This is a genomic window from Celeribacter ethanolicus (assembly GCF_002407265.1).
Classification (GTDB): Bacteria; Pseudomonadota; Alphaproteobacteria; order Rhodobacterales; family Rhodobacteraceae; genus Celeribacter; species Celeribacter ethanolicus.
Genome location: NZ_CP022196.1, coordinates 2662823 through 2682421, shown reverse-complemented (window position 1 = coordinate 2682421; position 19599 = coordinate 2662823). Strand labels below are relative to the sequence as shown.

Annotated in this window: 18 protein-coding genes; 5 read left to right on the top strand and 13 right to left on the bottom strand. The window is 58.2% G+C overall.

What is annotated here, in order from left to right; all coding sequences use genetic code 11:
* Position 1 precedes the first annotated feature (1 nt).
* From CEW89_RS13190 to CEW89_RS13155, 8 genes are all read right to left on the bottom strand, one after another.
* Positions 2–1093, bottom strand: coding sequence for an EscU/YscU/HrcU family type III secretion system export apparatus switch protein (locus tag CEW89_RS13190; protein WP_096806194.1), 1092 nt, complete (start codon positions 1091–1093; stop codon positions 2–4).
* Positions 1093–1869 (bottom strand): flagellar biosynthetic protein FliR, encoded by a 777-nt coding sequence (locus CEW89_RS13185; RefSeq protein WP_096806193.1) that lies wholly within the window; start codon positions 1867–1869, stop codon positions 1093–1095. The genes CEW89_RS13190 and CEW89_RS13185 overlap by 1 nt, the downstream gene beginning before the upstream one ends.
* Positions 1866–3956 carry a flagellar biosynthesis protein FlhA gene (gene flhA, locus CEW89_RS13180; protein WP_096806192.1) on the bottom strand — a complete coding sequence of 697 codons (2091 nt, stop codon included), beginning with the start codon at positions 3954–3956 and terminating at the stop codon, positions 1866–1868. The genes CEW89_RS13185 and flhA overlap by 4 nt, the downstream gene beginning before the upstream one ends.
* Before the next feature lie 157 nt (positions 3957–4113).
* Positions 4114–6462, bottom strand: a complete 2349-nt coding sequence (locus CEW89_RS13175; protein WP_096806191.1) for a hypothetical protein — start codon at positions 6460–6462, stop codon at positions 4114–4116.
* Positions 6459–7328, bottom strand: a complete 870-nt coding sequence (motA, locus tag CEW89_RS13170) for a flagellar motor stator protein MotA (RefSeq protein ID WP_096806190.1) — start codon at positions 7326–7328, stop codon at positions 6459–6461. Before motA ends, CEW89_RS13175 begins: the two co-directional genes overlap by 4 nt.
* Positions 7329–7406: 78 nt before the next feature.
* On the bottom strand, positions 7407–8039 hold the full coding sequence (locus CEW89_RS13165; RefSeq protein ID WP_096806189.1) for a MotE family protein: 633 nt from the start codon (positions 8037–8039) through the stop codon (positions 7407–7409).
* Positions 8036–8440: a hypothetical protein gene (locus CEW89_RS13160; protein ID WP_096806188.1), complete on the bottom strand. Its 405-nt coding sequence runs from the start codon at positions 8438–8440 to the stop codon at positions 8036–8038. The genes CEW89_RS13165 and CEW89_RS13160 overlap by 4 nt, the downstream gene beginning before the upstream one ends.
* A 10-nt stretch (positions 8441–8450) precedes the next feature.
* Positions 8451–8951 carry a flagellar basal body-associated FliL family protein gene (locus CEW89_RS13155; protein WP_096806187.1) on the bottom strand — a complete coding sequence of 167 codons (501 nt, stop codon included), beginning with the start codon at positions 8949–8951 and terminating at the stop codon, positions 8451–8453.
* Positions 8952–9078: 127 nt separating this feature from the next.
* Between CEW89_RS13155 and fliF the strand changes: the two genes are divergently transcribed.
* Genes fliF through fliP form a run of 4 tightly spaced genes read left to right on the top strand, consistent with a single transcriptional unit; the run spans position 9079 to position 12372 of the window.
* Positions 9079–10722, top strand: a complete 1644-nt coding sequence (gene fliF / locus CEW89_RS13150; RefSeq protein ID WP_096806186.1) for a flagellar basal-body MS-ring/collar protein FliF — start codon at positions 9079–9081, stop codon at positions 10720–10722.
* On the top strand, positions 10719–11357 hold the full coding sequence (locus CEW89_RS13145) for a FliH/SctL family protein (RefSeq protein ID WP_096806185.1): 639 nt from the start codon (positions 10719–10721) through the stop codon (positions 11355–11357). Before fliF ends, CEW89_RS13145 begins: the two co-directional genes overlap by 4 nt.
* Positions 11350–11628: a FliM/FliN family flagellar motor switch protein gene (locus CEW89_RS13140; RefSeq protein WP_096806184.1), complete on the top strand. Its 279-nt coding sequence runs from the start codon at positions 11350–11352 to the stop codon at positions 11626–11628. Before CEW89_RS13145 ends, CEW89_RS13140 begins: the two co-directional genes overlap by 8 nt.
* A 6-nt stretch (positions 11629–11634) precedes the next feature.
* Positions 11635–12372, top strand: a complete 738-nt coding sequence (gene fliP / locus CEW89_RS13135) for a flagellar type III secretion system pore protein FliP (protein WP_096806183.1) — start codon at positions 11635–11637, stop codon at positions 12370–12372.
* A gap of 109 nt (positions 12373–12481) precedes the next feature.
* Here the strand turns inward: fliP and CEW89_RS13130 are convergent, their stop codons facing one another.
* From CEW89_RS13130 to CEW89_RS13110, 5 genes are all read right to left on the bottom strand, one after another.
* The gene (locus CEW89_RS13130) at positions 12482–13585 is read right to left on the bottom strand and encodes a flagellar basal body P-ring protein FlgI (protein WP_096806182.1); all 1104 of its coding nucleotides are present in this window, start codon (positions 13583–13585) and stop codon (positions 12482–12484) included.
* The gene (locus CEW89_RS13125) at positions 13585–14592 is read right to left on the bottom strand and encodes a flagellin (protein ID WP_096806181.1); all 1008 of its coding nucleotides are present in this window, start codon (positions 14590–14592) and stop codon (positions 13585–13587) included. Before CEW89_RS13125 ends, CEW89_RS13130 begins: the two co-directional genes overlap by 1 nt.
* Positions 14593–14594: 2 nt before the next feature.
* Entirely contained in the window at positions 14595–16052 is a 1458-nt protein-coding gene (flgK, locus tag CEW89_RS13120) for a flagellar hook-associated protein FlgK (RefSeq protein ID WP_096806180.1), read from the bottom strand.
* A 34-nt stretch (positions 16053–16086) separates the two neighbouring features.
* Positions 16087–17382: a flagellar hook protein FlgE gene (locus tag CEW89_RS13115; RefSeq protein ID WP_096806179.1), complete on the bottom strand. Its 1296-nt coding sequence runs from the start codon at positions 17380–17382 to the stop codon at positions 16087–16089.
* A gap of 91 nt (positions 17383–17473) precedes the next feature.
* Positions 17474–18322 (bottom strand): flagellar motor protein MotB, encoded by an 849-nt coding sequence (locus CEW89_RS13110; RefSeq protein WP_096806178.1) that lies wholly within the window; start codon positions 18320–18322, stop codon positions 17474–17476.
* Between the two features lie 500 nt (positions 18323–18822).
* Between CEW89_RS13110 and CEW89_RS13105 the strand changes: the two genes are divergently transcribed.
* On the top strand, positions 18823–19161 hold the full coding sequence (locus CEW89_RS13105) for a hypothetical protein (protein WP_096806177.1): 339 nt from the start codon (positions 18823–18825) through the stop codon (positions 19159–19161).
* The last annotated feature ends 438 nt before the right edge of the window (positions 19162–19599 follow it).

Genomic DNA, 19599 nt, shown 5'->3' with positions numbered 1-19599 from the left:
CTCACCTCCCGAACTGATGTTTCATTTTCTGACGCATATGTTCGGCAAAGCGGATCGAGGCGGCAACGGCACGGTAATGCTCCGGCCAAATCTGCTCACCGAGTTCAACGGTGGCATAAAGCGCGCGTGCCGTTGGCGGATCGCGGTGAATCGGAATGCCGTTTTCATTGGCCACCTCCCGAATGCGGGCCGCAATCTCATCGACCCCTTTCGCCACACAGATCGGCGCACCGCCCTGCAAACGATCCCATTTCAGCGCCACCGCGTAATGAGTCGGGTTGACGATCACCACATCTGCCTTTGGCACTTCGGCGAGCATCTGGTTCATCACGATCTCGAAGCCTTTCTGGCGCCGTTTCTGTTTGAAATGCGGGTCGCCTTCCTGCTCCTTCGCCTCGTCGGTCAGCTCCTTGCGGGTCATCCGGTGTTTGCGGATATGCTCGTTATACTGAAACAGGTAATCCACCCCGCCGATCACCAGAGAAATCGTCAGCACGATCAGCATGAACCCCACGACCAGATCGGCCAGTGTCGCCGCCACAAACCCCGGACTGAAGGACATGGTGGACATGATGTCCGGGAGTTTAGTGTAGAGATAGACGCCCAAAACACCCGAGTAGATCGACAGTTTGAAAAAGCTCTTGGCAAATTCGAACAAACCGGAGCGACCGAATTTGTTTTTGGCATTCGACACAGGAGAGATTTTCGAAAGTGTCGGTTCCAGCTTGGAGGTGGCGAAAATCATCGACCGGGTCGCAAAGATCACGACGAGCGCCATGACGGCCGGAATGAGAAACCAGGGCAAGAGCCCCGCGCCCACGGTTTGCATCAGACCCATCGTCCAGGGCTCCGCCGATCCATTGAACCAGGCCTCGGCATTCAGGTCCGCATTGCCCAGCATGACCTGAAGCGCTGTGCCCATCTTTTGCAGACTGCCAGCCCCCAGTGCCATCGCAACGACGATAAACCCAAAATAGGAGGCGGTCGTGATCAGGTCGGTCGAGCGCGGGATTTCACCCTTTTTACGCGCGTCATCCAGGCGTTTCTGTGACGGCTCATATTGCTTGTCGCTGTCGTCGTCGTCCTCCGCCATCAGTCCACTCCAAACGGATCTAGGAGCAGCTCGGCAAAGCCCGAACGCCAGACTTCGAGCAGGATCGGCGTGGTGGCAAAGAGCAACAGCAGACCGCCGAGGGTGATCGCAGGTGCACCGACGAAGGCCACCATAAGGGACGGCATGGCCCGGTTGATGACCCCGAGCGCGACGTTGTAGATCAGCGAGGCGATGACGAAAGGCGCAGCGAGGCTGAAAGACAGGGCGAAGGCGGACGAAATGTGATCGACACCCCAGATCATAACATCTTGCGTCGGGATGAACGACCCCGCCGGAAAATAATCGTAGGACAGGATCAGCATCTCGGCGACCCGCACATGCAGCTTCATCATCACCGCAAGCGCAAGCCCCGCGACAAGGAACAGATGCCCGATGGCGGGCTGGGCCTCGACGGAGCCGCCGCCGAAAATCTGCGACAGGGAGGTGGATTGCGCCACCATCGTGCCCGCGATTTGCAGCACCATGACGAAGAGACGCAGGACAAGCCCGAGGAGCAGCCCCGCAATGACTTCGGTCGCAAGCCCGCGCATGAGACCCGATGTGGTGACCACGAGGCCTTGGAGATTTCCCGCCACAGCCGGAAAGACAATCGCGGTGAAGGCGATCGTCAGAACGAGTCGTACCCGTTCAGGGATCGACCGCTCTCCAAATGCCGGCAGGATCGCCATCATCGCGCCGACGCGCAGGAAAACGAGGAACCCCAGAGTAAGGTTGAGCTGAGCCTGCCCCATCAGGTCCGCCAGAGTTTCCGTCATACCGGCACCAATCCCACGAGGGAAGGTTTGGCGTCGGTTCCGATCTCCTCGAAAGAATAGACCGGGTTCTGGATGCCTTGGGCCGACAGGACCGTGCGCAGGAAGCGACGACGACGCGTTGACGTCACGATCCCCGGATAGATCCCGCTTTCTCCGGCTCGGGCGATCTTGTCCGCCATGGTTTTCGCGAGTCTGTTGAATTGATCCGGCGGCAGGGCAATGTCGGAATGCCCTCGCTCGCCATCGACCTGATAGGTCGAGAAACGATCTTCCCATTCCGGCGCTAATTGCAGCAGCGGCAAGGTGCCGTCATCGCGTTTGATCTCGGAAATCAACTGAAATCCAAGGCGTTGGCGCACATGTTCACAGATCGATTCCGCCGTCGCATGAGCACCACGCGCCTCGGAAATCGCCTCGAGAATCAGCGCCATGTTGCGGATCGACACCCGCTCTTCCAACAGAAGACGCAGGACCGACAGAAGAAGGTCCATCGGCACCCGGTCCGGGATCAGTTCGTTGAGCAGTTTCTGATTGGCCTCGCCGCGCGTCTTATCGGTCAGGTTGGTCATCTCATCGAGCAGCCGGCGCAGGGATTTCATCGTCAGAAGACGCGGGAAGTTCCGCTTGATCACTTCGAGTAGATGCGTCGCAAGCACTTCGGTCGCACCGACCACGGTGCTGCCCATCAAGGCGGCCTCTTCCTTTTGCGCCGGACTGATCCAACGGGCGGGCGCACCGTAGACCGGTTCGGCCACATCCTCACCGATCGGCAGACCGCTCGCATCGCCGGACACAAGAGCCAGCACCTTGTCCTTGCGCAGGCGATCGCGAGCCTGTTCGACACCCTGAATGCGCACGACATAAGTGCCGGGCGGCAGGCTCGGATCGTCCGTCAGGCGAATTTCCGGCAGAATCAGACCAAAGACGGTCGCCACATGGTTGCGCATATTCACGATCCGCACATCGAGACCGGTTTGCTGGTCGAGAACCATCGCCACGAGATCCGGTGCGAATTCGACATGGATATCGTCGAGATCAAGAATGTCCCCCATCGACTCGCGCTCTGCAGCGACCTGCGGTTTGGCGGCTTCCTTTTTCGCTTTTTCCTTTTCCTCTTCCTGCATTTTCCGGCTCACGAAATAGGCGGCTGCAGCGAGTACCATCGCGCCCCCGATGAAGGGGATGAACGGCAACCCGGGCACGAAAGCGAACAGCGTCATCAGAACCGCGACCGTATACAGCGCGGGCGGGTATTTCCCCAATTGTCGGAACAGCGCCATATCGGCGGAGCCGCTGGTGCCCCCCTTGGCCAAGAGCAATGCCGCAGCGATCGAGATGATGACCGAGGGGATCTGGCTCACCAGACCGTCACCGACGGTCAAAATGGCATAGGTTTCAAAGGCTTTTCCAAGCGGCATGTGGTGTACAGCCACACCGATGACCAACCCCATGACAATGTTCATCAATGTGATCAGAAGGCCGGCAATGGCGTCGCCCTTGACGAATTTCGACGCACCATCAAGAGAACCGAAGAACGTGGTTTCCGCCAGTTCCTGTTCCCGTCTTTCTTTGGCCTGTTCGTGGCTGATCGCCCCTGCGGAGAGATCGGCATCAATCGCGAGTTGTCGTCCGGGCATCCCGTCGAGTGCGAAACGCGCGCCAACTTCGGCCATACGCCCAGCGCCCTTGGTTATCACCATGAAGTTCACGATAAGCAGAACCGTGAACACAACCAGCCCCAGAAGAACGGAGCCGCTCATCACGAAATTGGCAAAACCCTCGATCACATTCCCGGCGGCACTCGTTCCCGTGTGTCCCTGGCCGATGATCAGCTTGGTCGAGGACACGTTGAGCGACAGGCGCAGCATGAGGCTTGCGAGAAGAATGGTCGGGAAGGCCGAAAAATCGAGCGGCCTCTCGATAAACAACGTAACCGTAAAGATCAGGATTGCGAGGGCAAAGCTGGTCGCGAGGCCCAGATCGAGGATCCAGGAAGGCACCGGCAGGACCATCATCACGATCACGACCATGAGCGCCAGAGCCAGCAGGATCGTGGGTTTAAAAATCTCGGAGATGCTGATGTTCATGCTGCGCTCCCCGCGATCAGGGAACAGAGGCGCTCAGCCCCAAAGTACCAGAATCCGTTTCTCATGTCCGAACACCCGCTGCAATTCTTGCTGCATTTCCTCGCAGACTACGGCAGCCATGGTTTACAAAGCGTGTATAACCACCCCCCGAACATCACTAGTTCAACAAAGCATCCAACGCTTCCCGCGTTTGTTGGCTGGAAGAAATCATGTCACGCACGGAAGAGAGCGACGGGGCCCCCTCCGCGCCGAAGTCTTCCGGTGGCGTGTCTTGTTGAATGATTCCCGCCAATCGAGACATTTCAGGCGAGTTCGAGCGCTCCAATGTGTCCCAATCTTCCGCAAGGATCGACAAGGCATCGCTTTCTGTGTCCGGCGCGAGTCCGTCCAATGCACGCAAGGCACTTTCAGGGTCGTCGAGATGGAAATAGGCTTTGGCAACAAGGCGCTTGCCTTCTTCATCCTCAAGTTGCGATGCGTATCTGAGCGCAGCCTCCGGCTCGCCCATTCCAAGAAATGCTTCCGCCAGAATGCGTTTTGCCTCTTCATCATCCTGTACGGCATAGCCAGCCATCAGGTCCAGCGTCTCCTCGAAAAAGCTGGCACCCAATAGACGCTGGGCCACAGTCAAACGCGCCATATCCGACAGGTTCAGTTGCGAAATTTCAGCGATATGGCCCAACATGACTTTCGAAAACTGCATCAGATCGGCATCCCGAGACAGGACCATCAGCGCTTCGGAGAGCAAAGCAGACCGATTTTCATCCTCAAGGTTCGGCCCCTCATCCAGAAGCCGGCGTATCGCCATGTCCGCATCTCCAGAATGAATGCGCGCCAGAAGGGCAGCGTTCTGCAATTGCAACTCATAGGGGTTTCCACGATATTCAACCGCCATGACCTCCGCCGTTTCAGCGGTTTTCCGGTCGATTGCTTCGCCTGCCCGCACCTTGGCCACGATCAGTTTAACAAGCGCTTCTGCCGCATCAGGGCCGTCTTCAGCCACGATCCCCTCCAACTTGGCCGCGCCGGCCTTCCAATCCCCGTCCGCAAGCGTCAGTTCGGCATCCAGCAGTGAGAAGGCATCGCCCTGATCCCCACCTGCGCGCGCAATTGCATTCTGGATATACTGCGCCGTTTTCTCATCACCGATCGCTAAAAAGCGCTCGGACAGGGGCGGCCCCAAATATCGGCGCAGATGAATCGGCAAGGCGGAGAAAGTCGACCGCACACTGTCGAGGTTATAATCTTCCCATGTGCTCAGGTGCTCTTTCGCCATAACCGACCAGAACGCCGCAGGGCCATCGCAATGGAACTGATATTCCAGACGCCCGGGGCGCGCAGAATAGCCCTCATCCATGATATCTGCCATCGTCCGAAGGATGTCCTCGCCCTCGACATGAATGCCGAAGTTCGTCATCACGGCTTTGGCTTCCGCGCCAAATGTCAGGAAGATATAATATCGGGCAAGTCGTTTGACACCCTCCGGATCGGGTTGATCAAACTCTCCGAGCGTGGCTGCGCGCAGGGTCGAAAACTGCAACTCCTCGTCCGGTGCAGCGCCCCAATTTTTAATATCAACATATTGATTTTCAATACATATATTCCCATGTCCATCTGCTTCTTGCGAATCCGTACGATTGACCTGTTCGCGATCAATGGAGGACTGAATCCGAACGTGACTGCGTTCCGCCTGAGGTTGAACCTCCTGCGCAGGGACCGGCGCGTACTCAGCTTGTTCCTCGCCACCCTGCCGCGCATTCGCCTCTTCGACAATTTGCTCGGTTGGAGAAACATCCGCATCCAGCAACCCTTGTGACACTGCGCGCCCGATCTGTTCGATCAACTCGCGCTCGAGACGATCCACTCTTTCGGATCTCGGCTCCGACAATGCATCATCTGCAGGCAGCAAAGGTATGGGTTGCTCCGGGCCGTTCACACGACCCGGAATAATGATCGGCAACTCCCATGGGTTTTCCGACACCAGATCATCATTATTTGGCACACCCACTTGCGTTTGACCGGCCGACGCCAACAGGGTTTCAGGTGCGGGATCCGCCGCACGAGACTGTTTCGCAGACGGCGTCTCCAGTCTCTCCACCGGGTCTTTCGAAACCGCTGAAAGCGTTTTCTCAAAAACCGAGGAGGCCTCGGGGAGGCCGTCTTTGATGTCGATGACGACCCGTCCCGCGCGCAATTCGAACACGTCCGCATGGACATCGCCGCGAACCGTCACGGTCAAAAGGGATTCGTTCGCGTTCAGGGAAACGATCCGCGTGCGGGGAATTTTGCTAAATACCGTCGCAATCTCGAATGTCACATCCGCATCCCGCACACGAAACTCGTAATCCCCGCCGGACCGGCCAAACTCCCAGGTGACAACCGACGGAAATTGCATCACGAGGCGGGAAAACCCGGCATGTTCGCCCGAACGCACCTCGATCACCTCGGCCCGAAGACCCAGCGGCATGACCAGCAGGAAAGCGATGAATGTAAAAATCCGGATCATGCCGCCTCCGACTTCACCTCTTTCAGTGCTTCTTCAAGATCGGAAAAGCTCGGGCGATAATGGCCGGGCGTGTTTTGACGTCCCACCTCGATGCAGATATTCGTGGCATGATTGTGCAGGTTCGCAACAAGCACCTCACGGATCAACTGATAGAAATGGCCGTCTTCTTCGATGACGTCTTTCATCTTGCCTGCAAAAGGCCCGACGATCCCATAGGCCAAAAACACCCCAAGGAATGTGCCGACGAGTGCCCCGCCAATCATCTTCCCGAGAATTTCGGGCGGCTGGTCGATCGAGGCCATTGTCTTGATCACCCCGAGCACAGCCGCAACGATACCCAGTGCCGGCAGACCGTCACCGATTGCGGCCATCGCATGGGAGGAATGCAGCGCGTGATGCAGATTGGCCTCCAGCCGTTTTTCCAGAACTTCCTCGACCTGGTGCGGGTCATCATAGTTCATAGAAGCAGACCGCAAAGTATCGCAAATCAGTGAAATCGCCTCTTTATCGGCAAGGATCTTTGGATATTTGGTGAAAATCGACGAGTTTTCCGGAGCTTCGATATGCTCCTCCAGACCGACAGGGTTTTGCCGCGCAAGCCGGATCAATTCGAATAACAGACACAGAAGATCCTTGTAGTCCTCGGGTTTCCATTTCGGCCCCTTGAACACCTTGCCGATGTCCTTGAGCGTGTGTTTGATCCCGGACATGTCGTTGGAAATGACGAAAGCGCCAGCGGCAGCCCCCCCGATCATCATGAACTCGAACGGAAGCGACTTCAGAATGATCCCGAGCTTGCCGCCAGCCGCAATATAGCCACCGAACACCATCACGAAGATCAGCAGAATCCCGACGATCCCGATCATTTTCTTGTTTCCTCATTGTTGGGGACCAAACAGGCACAGCCTGCCACAAACCTCTTAAGAAAGTTTGCTCAGCCCCTCTTATTCACTCGGCGCCCTGGCATTGCGGCCCGCCAGAATGACGGAAATCGTGTAGGCCGTTTCCGGTGTCAGCCCCGCCATGATCGCACCCGCCGCATCAGACCGCATGCGTCCGAGAAATCCGGCCGCGAAATCCGGGGACATGGCCTCGAACAAGGCAGCGGCCTCTTTCGGCTTCATCGATTCGTAAACCGCTGTCAGCTTGGCCAGATCGTCCTCCGCGGCACTTTGAGACCGCGTCATGGTGGCTTCGAGACGTGCTTCCGCATCCTCGAGCACCGCCATATTCTGCATCACTTCAGAGCGTGCCAGCTCGACCGCTTTCATTTTCTGAGCCAGCATCAGCTCGCGCTCTTCGACGTCTTTTTCCCGCTTGAGCAGAGCTTTGAGCAGGGCCGATGTTTCCGCATCGGTTTTACACAGCTCAGTGGTCGCCGAATGCTCCTCCGCCATATCGCCATGGGTCAGCTCCGACATTTCCCGTGCGATGGCAACGCCGGTGCCGGACGCCAGGCGGATGACCGCAGACGCAAGGAAGACGGACGCTATGAGCCAAAGGGCACCACGCCCGGGGCGCCGTTTACGTTTGGCTTTTTTCGGAGCTTGCGAAGTGGACGTATGTGCCTGTGTCATTCGGCGGCCTCCACACGGCGTCTTTGGCTCAGAAACAGGGTTTCACCGATCTCCTCGGCTTCCTGAGAGGCGGCTTCAGACGCCGAAGGTTTCGACGCGACTTTGCTCTCCGAAACCGTCGGCAGGTCATGCATTGATGCAATCAACAACTCCAGACGTCGTGACACGTCTTCTGCACGTTGCGTCAACTCCTCAAGTTTGACCGCAGAGGCCCCCGCCGTTTTCTGCGCCCGCGTCAGAGTTTTCGTCATATCGTCCACTTGGGCGGACAAGACCGCAATCGCACCACCGACACCTTTTTCGAGGTCGGTAAACCGGCTGAGCCTGCGAGCCAGAACCACGCAGTAGATCGCCACGGCCACCGTGCCGACGATCATCAGCATATCAGCGATCAGTTCCATATCCGCCTCCTCAATTGATCACGAATTCCATAATCAGAACGTCCTTCACCCGGTTTTCCCCGGCAACAATCTGAAGACGTCTCAGGATTTGCGCGCGCAGACGCACCAGCGCGGACGGGTTTTCCAACTCCGCCACGTCGACCGCGCGCAGATAGCCGTTCAACACATCCACAACGCGGGGCAGCAAGGTGATCACCTCCTGCTCGTACTGTGCGGGCACCTCGAGCTGGGCCTGGAACCGCAGGTGACGCGCACGCCCCGACAGGTCGATCAGATTCACGATCAGCGGCTCGACGGACACGAAGGCCACATTGGGCAGGGGCGTCATCGCCTCTTCTTCCAATGCACTCAGATCCTCATCGACATGCGTCTCCTCGGGCGCAAACAGCATCCCCGAATAGACCGCGAAAAATCCGCCGCCACCCAGAACCAACATCAGGACCACCCCGAGGATAAGGGGCAGCTTCGATTTTTTCTTCGGTTCCTCTTCCAGCTGTTCTTCTTCAGCCATTGGTCCAATCCAGAAAAATTTTTTCCGAATCTGTTTTATCCCCAAGGTAGCTAACCGATTATTAAGGCTGATCGGACATTTCTAGGAGAGACGGGGGCAGAAGCCCGCACATCCAAGGAGTGTCGTCTTGCAACAGATCCTCTCAATCTGGTCCAACCTCGACCCCAAACGCCGTATCATCGTGATTGGCGCGACGGTTCTCATGTTCGCCGCCATCATCGGCTTGTCCCGCATGGCCACGAAACCGTCGATGTCGCTGCTCTATTCCGGTCTGGAATCGAGTGCGGCGGGTGAGGTCGTTCAGTCTCTCGAGGCGCAGGGTGTGACGTATGAGATTCGCGGTGGAGCGATTTTCGTTCCCGCCAACCAGCGCGACGAATTGCGGATGACGCTGGCCTCGGAAGGGCTGCCCGCAAATTCCACCGGGGGGTATGAACTGCTCGATTCGCTTTCTGGCTTTGGCACCACTTCGCAAATGTTCGACGCCGCCTATTGGCGTGCCAAAGAAGGCGAACTGGCCCGCACCATCGTATCGTCGCAGCAAATCCGCTCGGCGCGCGTGCACATTGCCAACCCCTCCTCGCAACCGTTCAAGCGTCAGATTGCCGCCTCCGCCTCCGTGACCGTCACAGCCGTCAGCGGTGCAATTTCCGCCGATCAGGCCAAGGCCTTCCGCTATCTCGTCTCCTCCGCCGTCGCAGGTCTCGCGCCGGAGGATGTGTCCGTGATCGACGGCCGCAACGGCGTCGTGGTGTCGGGAGATGAAACACAGACCGGCGGCGGTACGAGCAATGATCGTGCCGATGAGCTGCGCCAGAATGTACAACGCCTGCTCGAAGCCCGCGTCGGCGCTGGCAAGGCTGTGGTCGAGGTGTCCATGGAGACGGTCACCGATCAGGAATCGATCGTCGAACGTCATTTCGATCCGGAAAGCCGTGTCGCGATCAGTTCGGAAACCGAAGAGCGCAGCAATTCGTCGCAGGACACGGGCGGTGGCTCCGTCACGGTCGCCTCGAACCTGCCCAATGGCGCCGGGGCGGGCGGTGGCGATTCCAGTTCGAACAACAGCGAGACCCGTGAGCGCGTGAATTACGAAGTCTCCGAAACCCGGCGCGAAATTCAACGTGGCCCCGGAGCAATCAAACGACTCACAGTTGCGGCGCTGGTCGACGGTATCCGTACAATCAATCCCGATACCGGGGAGGTCACCTGGGCGCCCCGAAGTGCCGAAGAACTCGAAGCGCTGCGTGATCTCGTGGCCTCCGCCATCGGGTTCGATGAAGCTCGCGGCGATCAGATCACGCTCAGGACCATGGAGTTCGAACCCCTCGCCGTTGAGGGGACGGAGGCACGGAGTTCGCTGATTTCGGCCATGAGCATTGATCTGATGTCCTTGGTTCAGCTTGCGGTTCTGGCCGTCGTGTCACTCGTACTCGGGCTCTTCGTCCTGCGTCCGCTTCTTGCGAAACCGGCCATCGCCCTGCCCGCACCCAGCGCTCAGGGCACACAATCCGAATTCGACAGCATGCCCGCCACAATTCCGGTTCCGGATCTTCCCCGCGCCGCCCCCGCGCTGAGCGGCGAAATCGACACCGGCGGGTTCGAGCTGCCAACCATGGGGGTCGTGTCCGACTTCGACTTCGGTGACGACGAGATCGGCATGCCTTCGGACCCGGTCAAACGGCTCAAGAAACTCATCGAGGATCGTCAGGACGAGACCGTTGAAATTCTGCGGAGCTGGATGGAAGACACGGAGGAGGATGCGAGATGAAACCTCTGTTTCCGCTCGAGGATTTCGGCGCCACGCCACGCCCCAAGCCGCAGACACAACCGAAGACCGCTCCGGTCGCGGAACCCGTCGCACCGCCCGGTCCCAGCCCTGAAGAGATCGAAGCCAATCGCATGGCAGCCTATGAGCAGGGCTACAAGGCCGGATGGGACGATGCGGCCCGTGCCGAGGCCGAGGACCAGTCCCGCATCGGGGTCGAATTCGCACGCAATCTTCAGGATCTGGGCTTCACCTTTCATGAGGCACGGTCACACATCATGAAAGCGCTCGAACCGCTCCTGTCGGAAATGGTGAGCAAAGTACTGCCACAACTCGTGTCTCAAACACTGGGCCAAACGATTCTCGAAGAATTGCTGCCCATGGCCGAGGCGGCCTCCGATGCACCGATCCAGATCGTTGTTTCGACGGCATCACGTCCGGCAATTCAACATCTCGTTGACGGGTCGTTAACCATTCCGCTCGAAATCATAGAGGAACCAAGCCTCGCCGAGGGGCAGGTCTACCTGCGCATGGGTGAGCTTGAGAAAAAGATCGATATGGACGCCACCGTGGAAAAGATCGGCCAGGCGATCAAGGCGGTCTATGCATTGAACGAGGAGGCCATGAAACATGGTTGATCATACGGAAGACAGCGCGGCGAACCCGTTTTCCCAGGTTCCGATCGAAATCACGATCTCCGTCGGAAAAGCCCGCCCGCTGGTCAAGGACCTGCTACGACTGCAAAGCGACAGCATCCTGCCGCTCGACCGCAATGTCGAAGACCCGGTGGAACTTTACATCGGCGACAAACTGATCGCCCGCGGTGAGTTGCAGGAGGTCGAAGGCGGACAGCCCGGTCAGCTTGCCGTGCGCCTGACCGAGGTTGCAGACCTGAAAAACGGTCTGTAACCCCAAATGAGACCGTTTCCTTTCCTATTGCTTGCGAGCGCGCTTGTCCTGGGTCTGAGCGACGCGGCAGTGGCTCAGAACATCACTCTGGACCTCGGCGACGACGGCTCACTCGCCGCCCGCTCAATCCAGCTTCTGCTTCTGGTGACCGTGCTCAGCATCGTGCCAGGCATCGCCGTCACACTGACCTGTTTTCCGTTCATCGTGACGGTTCTGTCCATTCTGCGCCAGGCCATCGGATTGCAACAATCGCCGCCCAACATGCTCATGGTCAGCCTAGCGATGTTTCTGACCTATTTCGTCATGGAACCGGTTTTCGTCGAAAGCTGGACGAGCGGCGTGCAGCCCTATGTGAACAACGAGATCGAATTCGACGAAGCGTTTCGCCTGAGCATGGACCCGTTTCGCGGTTTCATGTCGAACCGGACCGATCCGGACACTTTTGCCGAGCTGCAGGATTTGCGACCGGATTTCGCCAATGAGGATGGCCTGACTCGCGACGCCCCTCTGTCGCTGCTGATCCCGTCTTTCCTGCTCTCGGAAATTCAACGCGCTTTCCAGATCGGCTTTCTGGTGTTCCTGCCCTTCCTGATCATCGACCTCGTCGTCTCCGCAATCCTGATGTCCATGGGGATGATGATGGTCCCACCCGCCATCGTGTCCCTGCCCTTCAAACTCGCCTTTTTCGTGGTTTCCGATGGCTGGGCCCTGATCTCAAGCGCTCTGGTTCGCAGCTACTTCTGAACATCCCGACAAGAATAAAAACCCGCAGGAGAAAGATCTCACGCGGGCTTCCTCATGCGCTCAGCCTACATTTTCCTGCGTATAAGCCGAGGCAGAAAGTCCCCTCTTCTCACCGCACCACGAACTCTGCGTGCAGGGCTCCTGCTGCCTTGATGCTCTTCAGAATGTCGATCATGTCCCGCGGCGACACACCCAGAGCGTTCAGCCCGGCAATGACTTCCGACAGGGACGTGCCCTCATGGATCTCCGCCAGACCGATCCCCGGCTCTTCATCGATCGCGGCACGGGTGCGCGGGATAACAACCGTTCCACCCTCGGAAAAGGGGTTGGGTTGCACCACGAGCGGCTCTTCCTCAATCCGCAGTGTCAGATTGCCCTGGCTGACCGCCACCCGGGAAATCCGGACATCCTCGCCCATGACAATGGTGCCGGAGCGCTGATCGACAACCACGCGCGCCTTGCGCTCCGGCTGCACGAATATATTCTCGACCCGCCCCAAGGCATGCGCCGGGGACAATTCCCGGGTCGCCTTGATGTCGAGGACCACCGTCCCTGCATCCAGCATGCGCGAAACGACACGGCCAAAATCCTGATTGATCGCATTTTCGATTCGCTCGGCCGTGGTGAAATCCGGCTCTCTCAGGGCCAGACGCACCGATTTCATTTGTGTGAAATCGAAGTCAATCTCCCGCTCCACGCGCGCACCCGAAGGGATCACGCCCGAGGTCGGCACACCTTGCACGACCGAGGCCCCATCGCCTTGTGCCGAAGCGCCACCAGCGATGATCGTACCTTGCGCAACCGCGTAAATCTGACCATCCGGAGCGTTCAACGGCGTCATGATCAGGGTTCCCCCCAAAAGGCTTTTGGCGTCGCCAATGGCGGAAACAGTCACATCGATCTTGCTGCCTGCCCGCGAAAACGGCGGCAGATCCGCCGTCACAAACACGGCCGCCACGTTTTTAGGACGGAATTGTTCCCCAGTCACATTGACCCCGAGGCGTTCAAGGATACTCGACATGATCTCTTCGGTGAAGGGCGCGTTGCGGATGCCATCTCCAGTGCCGTTCAGGCCGACCACGAGACCATAGCCGACCAGATCGTTACCCCTCACACCATCAAATTCCACCAAATCCTTGATGCGAATGGGATTGGCCGTAGCAGGCAAAGCGAGGCAAATGGCGAGCAGCAAAGAGAGAAGTGTTTTGAACATCAGAGGTAATCCGCGAGGCTGAGTTGCGACATACGAGCGGTCAGGGTGTACATGAGCTGAAGCTGCGTTTCCGTTTGCGTCAGCATCGACGCCGATTCATAAGCATCGGCCGAAATGATTTCGGATTTGGCCGTTTCATAGGAATAGGTCATGGCAGTGTTCGCGAGACTGGCCTCCTCGATCCGGGCCTCGACGCTGCCGACACGCGCCTGCAGATCGGCAAGCCCCGATTGCGCTCCCATGAGCGCCTCCCCGGAGCTTCGCAGCAAAGATGCCTGGGCGCTCACATCGTTTTCAAAAACTCCCTCATCGACAAGGGAAGCCAATGCCAGGCCTTTCAGGGTCTCACGCACCGCCTCGTCCAGCGCCGTGATGTCCATGCGCACCGTCTCGTCCTCCCCCAGCGAAAAGGGAGACAGCGCGTTGGCAGAGCCCTGATAGGCCACGGTTTCATAGCCACCACCGGCAGACATGAACCAATCGTCAACGATGATCCCGACGTCTTCGACCGTGGTCGCACCGGAAACCGCAGTCAAAAGGTCAGCCATCATGTCGTCCGCTGAAATCAGAGAGGTTTTGCCGGTGGCCGTCCCACTGAGCAAGGACCGATCACCGATCCGGGTGTTCAGGGTCGACACCACGGCGTCAAAGCGGGTCCTGGCATCGCTTGCAGCGACGGAAACGCTGGTGGCATCCGCATTGGTGGAGGCCGTCATAAGAGTGGAAGACAATTCCTCGACATGGGTCGATACAGATTCGAAACTTGTTTGCATCGCCGTGGCGAACAAACTCGCTTCCTGAATGGCCGTGTCATAGGAACTCAGGGTCCGCAGGGCCCGTTCGATGGATGCCAAAGGCGCGAAATCGCCCGAGACTGCCTCGGCGAGATCGTATTTCTCACCGCTTGCGACCTCGTAATTGTACCGATCGAGATCCTGTTTCACCTGTGCCGTCATGCGCATGTTGCGCAGAGAGGCCGCCATATCACCGAAAGAAATCGCGCTCATTGTCAAATCCCCATCAGTTGATCCATTAGCGTCTGGATCGTCTCGATCACCTTTGCGTTCGCCGCATAGGTTTGCTCGATCACCAGAAGCCGTTGCATTTCGTAATCCGTGTCGACGCCGTTCGCCAATTCGATCTCCTCGAGCGACTCCTGTCGTGCCGAAGCGTAGCTCAAATCCGCTTCGGCATTGAGTTGCCTTGTTTCCGCCAGGGAATAGATGTCGGACGCAAAACCCAGCGCGGATCGCTCGATTCCCGTCAGTCCGCCAGACGATGCAACGCGTGAATTTTGCAGGGCTTCGGTCAGGGACTTCAGAATCGTTGCATCGCCCTGATCGCCCTCGGCCAAGGCCCCCAAACCGTCGCGCAGTTTCCAAAGCTCGCCTCCGTGGTCGGGGTCGACCAAAGCGTTCACCGAAATGCGTCCCGCCAGCCCTTCTTCATCTGCGGTGTCAAAGACTGCACCGCCATCGGTGAACAGACCGGCCGCGCCAGTCGTTAGCGTGGCGTCTGCATCGGTGGACTGGAACCGTTCGATGAGGTTCCGCGCAAATGCATCGAGTTCCACCTGAGCCTGTGGAGCAAGCTCGTCTCGCACTTCGAAGAGGCCAGCGAGTTTGCCACCCGCAATCGCACCCTTTTCCGTGTCGGTTGACACCGATATGCCGTTGATGGTCAGACCGGACAGCGCGCCGTTGCCGATCGTCATATCGGCGGAAATCGTCGGGGTCGCGGTGAATTCCAGAGTGGCCGCTTTCGAGTCGACCAGAAAGGCGCCGCCATTGGTGTAGAGCGCGATCATCCCGTTGTCTTTCTGGATTTCGTTGACCGGAATGATCGCCGAAATCTGATCGACAAGAGTTTGCCGTTGATCCATCAGCGCATTGGCGTCGTAGCCTTGCGTGATCTGCTTTTGAATAGCGACGTTGAGATCGACAACCCGTTGCAAGGCGGAATTGAGAAAGTCAACGGTCTGACCGATTTCCTTGTCAGCTGCCATTCGGGTGTCCGTGATCACATCGGAGGCATCGTTGATCTGCCTAGCGAGATCCTGTGCGGCATCCAGAACCGTCGCCAGCCGCGCTTCCGAATCCGGGCGGCTGGCCGCTTCGATGAGGGCGGTTTCCAGACCGGTGATCCGGCCCGCAATCGAATCCTCTTCATCCACCTGCCCCATGGCTTCCGCATACGTCTCGTAGAATTCGACGCGCGTGTCTTCGAGAGCGACTTCCGCATCCGCATAGCGCCGTTCCCCCGTCGTCACCGGATCGTAGTAACGGTTGACGCCGACCACGGACACGCCCGAACCGGTCCGTCCGACCTGTTGAGATGTCAATTCGATCTCACGCTTGCCATAGCCTTCGGTCATGGCATTGGCGACATTCGACGACACGACATCGGCCGCACGCGACACGGCATTCAGCCCCGTCAGCGCATTCACCAGAGCATTCGAAATACTCATCGTTTATCCTCCTGCCCCCGAAGGCTTTGATCCGTTACCGTTTGATGTTGGTCGTCTCCTGTAGCATCTCATCGACCGTCTGGATGACCTTCGCATTCGACGAATAGGCCCGTTGGGTCTGGATGAGATCGGTCAGTTCCGCCGCCACATCCGTGGTGGAGCTTTCACGCGCGTAACCTTCGATCGTCCCCGTCGGGCCGTCACCGGCATCCCACAGGAAGAAGGACCCGGAGTCCGGCGAAACCTGATAGGTCTGGTTGCCCAGGGCGGTCAGGCCGTTCGGGTTCGGGACGTCCACAAGCGGGATCTGATAGATCACGCGGGTGAAACCGGTGTCATAGGTCGCGGTGATATAGCCACCATCGTCGATTTCTACCGAAGTGAGGTTACCAACCGGCGAACCGTCCTTGGAAATCGAGGTCGGCGCGAAACTGTCGGACAGCTGGGTCAGGCCGTTGGTATCGCCGGGCTTGCCGATTGTCATTTCGATCGGCCCGCCATCCACAGTCAGGGCCAAAGTGCCATCTGTCGCATTGTAATCGGCCCCCACCGGGTTGTTCGCCGTCGGCGTCACCGAAGACAATGTGCCACCGGCGCCCCGGGAATCGTCGAACACAAGTGTGTATTCCCCGATGATCGCCCCGCCGGAGGCGGAATCGGTGATCGTCATGGTCCAGGTGTTTGGGGTTACACCGTCCGGCGTGAAGGTGATGTCGAGCGATTCCGAGGTGCCGAGGTTGCCGAAATATTCCACGGAAAGCGGCAAGGCCGAGGTTGCGTCCTCAGCCGGCAGGTTGACACCCAAATTGATTTCCGTGGTCGGGTCGCCGGCCGTCTGGTTGGAATTGATGACCACAGGTTCGAGACCCGTCATCGTGTCACGGGCATAGGTCGCGATCGAACCGTCTGCTTCGGCAGGCCAGCCCAGAAGCACGAGACCCGAGTCGGTTTTCAGGATCCCGTCGGCATCGGTGTAGAAGGAGCCGGTGGTGGTCATCATCAGAGGTTGATCCCCCATGGTACCGTCGAGAGAGACCTCGGTCGTGACCGGGATGAAACCATTTCCCGACACAGCAATATCCGTGGCATTCGCAGTAGACACCAGAGCCCCCTGTTCCCCGATCAGGCGCGAACTGCTTGCCCGCACGCCGCCGGCCGAATAGGTGCCGGAATTCGTCGAGCCGTTGATGACAAAGGATTCGAATTCGGTTTCGGCCCGTTTGTAACCATAGGTCCCGGAGTTCGCGATATTGTCAGAGATGGTCGCCAGACGAGTGGCGTTGGCGCTGAGCCCGGCCACACCAGCGTTGAGCGAGGAGGAAATAGACATAGGGGTAGCGCCTTTCTGCTGCTGAGACCCGAAGAACTGGCCTCAGCATGCACCCTGAGCCTTAACACGCCCCTAACGTCTAAAATGCGATCTATTTACCCGCCTGATTGCGCAACAAAACGATCTCGACCCGATTGTTGCGCAGGGCCATGGGATTGCCGACAGCCGGTTTCCGATCCGCCGAACCGGTCACCCTCTGAATACGTTTCGAGGACGTGCCATTCGCCTCGAGCAGCAGCCGAATCCGATCGGCGCGCGCGGTTGAGACATCCCAGACCGGGTTGTCCGCAACGACCAGAGGTTCGGAACGCACATATCCCGTGATCGCGATGTCATTTCGCACGACTTTGAACACTTCAGAAAGCATGCCAACCAAAAGAACGAGCACCTCTTCGGGCTCTCCCGATCTTGGGGCAAAAAGCGGCTCTCCCTCGAGATCGTACAGCTCGATGATCAAACCCTCGTCGGTGACCCGTGTAACGATATGGCGCAGCGCCTTGTCGGCCGCCATGCTTTCCCCGCTGAAGGCCGACAGGAGTTCCTGGGCATCGGCGAAGGACCTTGCATCCATGGCCTTCGTGGCATCTTCCTCGGCCGATGTGTCATTTTTGGCGGCACCTTTGTCACTGGCCGCATGAGCGCTCGACGCCCCCGTGCCATTTTGCGACAGGGTTTCCTCGGTAAACACCGAGTCACCGCCGAAGGAGCCATCGCCACCGCCGGAAATCCGGTTCACCGGAATGGTCGGATTGAAGTAATCCGCCAGACCTTTGCGCTGTTTCTCCGTTGTCGCATTGAGCAACCACATCAACAGAAAGAAGGCCATCATCGCCGTCACGAAGTCGGCATAGGCGACTTTCCAGGCACCGCCGTGGTGACCGCCGCCCTGAATAACCTTCTTCTTCTTGATGATAATCGGAGCGTTACCCTTTCCGCTCATACCACCACCTCATATTCACCCGGCATGAGGAGTAACAGAGAGGGATGAACACGGGCTTAACCCCTAAAATTAAGGGGATTCTTTTTAAGCTTCCGAGATCTGGGAAAATGGCGCGCCACGCCCTGTCTGCGTCAGGAAATTTGTGTCATTGGACCATAAGAATACCGATCTCAACGGCTCGTAAAACGAATCATCCGCAACCAATTGAGATAGCATCGTAATTTCCAACATCTTTCGCGTTTGGAGCAATTCCACACCAATTTGGAGCAATTGCAAACGCCGCCTCGAGCGCCCTCGCCGCCGGTGAAACGGAAAAAGGCCCGCGCAAAGCGCGAGCCCGATCAGATGGTGTTGGAGGCTGGTTAATGGCGCGTATGGCCGGTTCCGGCTCTCTAAGCTCAGCTTCGAGGCAATCTAGGAACGCAGATGGCGAGGCGTGCGAGTCGATTACATTGTCCCCGCATCTGTGGGCTGCTGCTTCGAAGGTGCAGGGGCAGCGTATGGTCGAGGATGCCTATGCGGACGTTCTGGAGGATGCTTTTGCCGAGAAGAAGGGGCGAGTGTCGATGGACAGCGTCAAGCTCCTCGTTGATCTCGAAACCGCGTGCATGAAACCGCTGGACTCCCAACGGATCAAAGCGGTCATGACCGGGTTGGGGTGGGATTATGGCACCCACCGCCTCCATGATCTCGGCAAGGTCGAAAAGGCCCAGCGCAAGGGGTTCGCTCGTGGCGACGCGGATGAGCGCAAGACCGAGTACATCGCGCAGCGCATGGACGGTGGTGTGGTCGTGATCGTGCCTCTTGATGCGCGGTATGACGATGAACCGCCGTTTTGAGCAGCCCAGCGCAACCTGTAACGTAACATAACGCCCAAACTGGCCTGCATTACCCGGCGGGGCGCTATGGTGCCCCGCCTTTTACTTTTCCAAACCCTTCCGACCTAAGTTACGGGTACAAGTTACAAAAATTTCGGTGGCAGACAAATGAGGCTACGGATTATGAGCGCCACAGAGGGGCGTACAGGCGCTTTTGGGCTTGTGGTGGGTAAGCGCTGCACGATTGACAAATGGCCGGTCTAGGGAAGCTGCGCTGCGTCATCCGCGTTATTGACGAATGTCGGCTTAGGGCCGTTAGTTGCGTCAGTTACTTTCGGCCCAAATCCGACATTCTTGACAGAGGCCGTCGCTGCAACGCAGCGCCAGCGAACTGGCCTGATCCTGTCCCAATGGGTCTCGCAATCCTTGAAGAGGTGCTGCGATGACATCTGATCATGA

What these genes read in the sequence shown, in the direction of transcription:
- CEW89_RS13190 (WP_096806194.1), bottom strand. Translation starts at nt 1,093, where the DNA reads ATGGCGGAGGACGACGACGACAGCGACAAGCAATATGAGCCGTCACAG.
- CEW89_RS13185 (WP_096806193.1), bottom strand. Translation starts at nt 1,869, where the DNA reads ATGACGGAAACTCTGGCGGACCTGATGGGGCAGGCTCAGCTCAACCTT.
- flhA (WP_096806192.1), bottom strand. Translation starts at nt 3,956, where the DNA reads ATGAACATCAGCATCTCCGAGATTTTTAAACCCACGATCCTGCTGGCT.
- CEW89_RS13175 (WP_096806191.1), bottom strand. Translation starts at nt 6,462, where the DNA reads ATGATCCGGATTTTTACATTCATCGCTTTCCTGCTGGTCATGCCGCTG.
- motA (WP_096806190.1), bottom strand. Translation starts at nt 7,328, where the DNA reads ATGATCGGGATCGTCGGGATTCTGCTGATCTTCGTGATGGTGTTCGGT.
- CEW89_RS13165 (WP_096806189.1), bottom strand. Translation starts at nt 8,039, where the DNA reads ATGACACAGGCACATACGTCCACTTCGCAAGCTCCGAAAAAAGCCAAA.
- CEW89_RS13160 (WP_096806188.1), bottom strand. Translation starts at nt 8,440, where the DNA reads ATGGAACTGATCGCTGATATGCTGATGATCGTCGGCACGGTGGCCGTG.
- CEW89_RS13155 (WP_096806187.1), bottom strand. Translation starts at nt 8,951, where the DNA reads ATGGCTGAAGAAGAACAGCTGGAAGAGGAACCGAAGAAAAAATCGAAG.
- CEW89_RS13145 (WP_096806185.1), top strand. Translation starts at nt 10,719, where the DNA reads ATGAAACCTCTGTTTCCGCTCGAGGATTTCGGCGCCACGCCACGCCCC.
- CEW89_RS13140 (WP_096806184.1), top strand. Translation starts at nt 11,350, where the DNA reads ATGGTTGATCATACGGAAGACAGCGCGGCGAACCCGTTTTCCCAGGTT.
- fliP (WP_096806183.1), top strand. Translation starts at nt 11,635, where the DNA reads ATGAGACCGTTTCCTTTCCTATTGCTTGCGAGCGCGCTTGTCCTGGGT.
- CEW89_RS13130 (WP_096806182.1), bottom strand. Translation starts at nt 13,585, where the DNA reads ATGTTCAAAACACTTCTCTCTTTGCTGCTCGCCATTTGCCTCGCTTTG.
- CEW89_RS13125 (WP_096806181.1), bottom strand. Translation starts at nt 14,592, where the DNA reads ATGAGCGCGATTTCTTTCGGTGATATGGCGGCCTCTCTGCGCAACATG.
- flgK (WP_096806180.1), bottom strand. Translation starts at nt 16,052, where the DNA reads ATGAGTATTTCGAATGCTCTGGTGAATGCGCTGACGGGGCTGAATGCC.
- CEW89_RS13115 (WP_096806179.1), bottom strand. Translation starts at nt 17,382, where the DNA reads ATGTCTATTTCCTCCTCGCTCAACGCTGGTGTGGCCGGGCTCAGCGCC.
- CEW89_RS13110 (WP_096806178.1), bottom strand. Translation starts at nt 18,322, where the DNA reads ATGAGCGGAAAGGGTAACGCTCCGATTATCATCAAGAAGAAGAAGGTT.
- CEW89_RS13105 (WP_096806177.1), top strand. Translation starts at nt 18,823, where the DNA reads ATGGTCGAGGATGCCTATGCGGACGTTCTGGAGGATGCTTTTGCCGAG.